The following is a 1,998-nucleotide window of genomic DNA, read 5'->3' as shown; positions in this document are numbered from 1 at the left end:
TGGCGGTGCTGCTTCATGTCGTCATCTCTCAGCTGGAGGCCAACTTCATCACGCCCATGGTGCAGAAGAACGTGGCCAACCTGCCGGTCGTGCTGGGCATCTTCGCCGTGGTGGGGATCGGCTCGCTGTTCGGGCCGCTGGGGGTGCTTTTCGCCACGCCGCTGGCCCTGGTGCTGCACACCCTGGTGACGATGCTGTATCGTCAGGACGTGCTGCACGACCCCGAGGCCAAGGCGCCGGGCGAGAAATAATCCGGTCATCCGTGCGCTGACAACTTGACGCAGCGGTCGCGATCCCGTTTCGAGAGCGGCGCCGAACGGCCGCCATGGGCGAGGAGAAGGACGTGACGCTGACAAACCGACCCACTCCGCGCGGCGAGGCCTGAGCTTGGCGCACTGAATGTGTTTCTTGAGCACCTTGAACAGACAGGTCAGAAAGTGAGTGGAAATGCTGTATTTTTAACTGGAACGCCTCAAGTCCTACCCCATGCGCTTTTACATAATCTAAAGCATAATAAAGTTCTGCATGAACGTAATTTTTTGGTGACAATCAAGACTTCTGAAATCCCGTATGTTGATGAAGCTAAGCGAATCGTTTCTGAAGTACTAGAGAATGGTTTTTTCAGAATAACGATCCATTATGGATTTAAAGAAGAGCCTGATGTGCCTCATTCATTGAAACAAGCTTTTTCAGTACTGGATCTTGAGTATGACTTAATGAACATCAGCTTCTTTGTTTCTAGATGAAGAATAATTCCAAGTCTGTCCAGCAATATGTCTACATGACCTGAATATAGATACGGTGCCCATGACAATGACCAGAGGTATGCTGGCCGTCATGACGGAAGTAACCGGTATACCCGCCGCATCAGCTGTAAGTTTGGGAGCCCCCTGAATAATGTAATCTCCCGACAGTGCAATCCCATGTCCGAACAGGTTCATGGCAATAGCAGCTCCAATCGGAGGAAGACCTACACGCACGGCTACAGGAAGCAGTACTGCACCAACGAGTGCTACGGCCGGGGATGGCCAGAAAAATAGTGATACTACCATCATGATCAATCCGATACCCCAATACGCGACCTGAGGAGAACGGATAAACCGGGTGACGGGTGTTACCATGACCTCATTAATGCCTGTTCTGATCAGAACACGGCTCATCGCCACAATAATCGAGATGATAAAGATCGTACTTAGCAATTCTTTTGTTGCATAGATAAAACTGCTGAAGAAAATTTAAGAAAAGAATATCCAAACGAAAATCATCAATTTAATTTAAATCAAGAAGATGATGTTTCAAAATTACAAGAAGACTTTCAACAGAATGGTTATATAAAATATAAGGCTTCAGAAGTTGACATTAACTAAAAATTAACTATTTTCAATGAATTTAGAGAGTTAGAAAAAGATCCCTTTTCACAATCAAACACTCAACGCTTTAGAAGGTATGGAAATGCTCTAATTCTTCCATGGGAAAAGCAAAAAAATCCAATTTGGTTAGCGACTACAATAACTGATGATGGAAGAGAACTATCTGGATATGATCAAGGTAATAATACTCCAGAGCATGGCTCTATCAGATATTTTAATGCTTTAAGAGACGATGTTAAAAGCTCTAAAGGAAGATTTCGACCCGATCCTCGAGTGCGCGGATCGCGATATAGCCTCCCCAATAGGCCTTCACGAATTCGTCGATGGGAATGTCACCGAGTTTCGCCGGGTCGGTGACTCGCGTGCTATCCTTCCGGTCGAACAGATGACCAAGGATGATACCGTCACCGGTTGGCAGCGCCAGCTGCGCAGCACTGGGGTCGCCGCAGACAAGAAGGCCGTGCGATTCGACCAGTTCGACCATCGCGGGCGATCGCAGACGCTCGGCAACATTACGCAACCGCTCGGCTGCGTGCGGCGCCGGTCTCGCCACGCAGGCCAGATAGGCGGTTCGGTTCATATCGCGAGGATCGGCGTGAAGCCCGACACATGATCGAAGCTGTCGTTG

At 48.6% G+C, this 1,998-nt stretch carries 4 protein-coding genes and 1 pseudogene; 3 read left to right on the top strand and 2 right to left on the bottom strand.

The window, feature by feature from the left end; translation table 11 throughout:
* Positions 1-251: AI-2E family transporter (locus ACS72_RS02990; protein WP_048881180.1), on the top strand; the 251-nt coding region annotated here is incomplete at its 5' end.
* Between the two features lie 150 nt (positions 252-401).
* A complete protein-coding gene (locus ACS72_RS02985) occupies positions 402-746 on the top strand; it encodes a KUP/HAK/KT family potassium transporter (RefSeq protein WP_048881179.1) in 345 nt (114 codons plus the stop codon).
* On the opposite strand, the gene ACS72_RS02980 is transcribed toward ACS72_RS02985, so the two are convergent.
* On the bottom strand, positions 714-1,199 hold the full coding sequence (locus tag ACS72_RS02980) for a hypothetical protein (RefSeq protein WP_212771679.1): 486 nt from the start codon (positions 1,197-1,199) through the stop codon (positions 714-716). The two genes, ACS72_RS02985 and ACS72_RS02980, sit on opposite strands and share 33 nt — an antisense overlap.
* Before the next feature lie 12 nt (positions 1,200-1,211).
* On the opposite strand from ACS72_RS02980, the pseudogene ACS72_RS18975 reads away from it, so the two are divergent.
* A pseudogene (locus ACS72_RS18975) lies at positions 1,212-1,619 on the top strand (hypothetical protein); the annotation flags it as partial.
* Here ACS72_RS18975 and ACS72_RS02975 read toward each other — a convergent pair.
* Positions 1,615-1,998, bottom strand: a 384-nt coding sequence (locus ACS72_RS02975) for a hypothetical protein (protein WP_048881177.1), incomplete at its 5' end; no start/stop codon positions are given. The pseudogene ACS72_RS18975 and the gene ACS72_RS02975 overlap by 5 nt on opposite strands.

It is taken from the genome of Acinetobacter sp. VT 511 (assembly GCF_001077515.1).
Classification (GTDB): domain Bacteria; phylum Pseudomonadota; class Gammaproteobacteria; order Pseudomonadales; family Moraxellaceae; genus Acinetobacter; species Acinetobacter schindleri.
The sequence above is the reverse complement of the archived record's forward strand: the minus strand, read 5'-3'. Positions and strand labels throughout refer to the sequence as shown.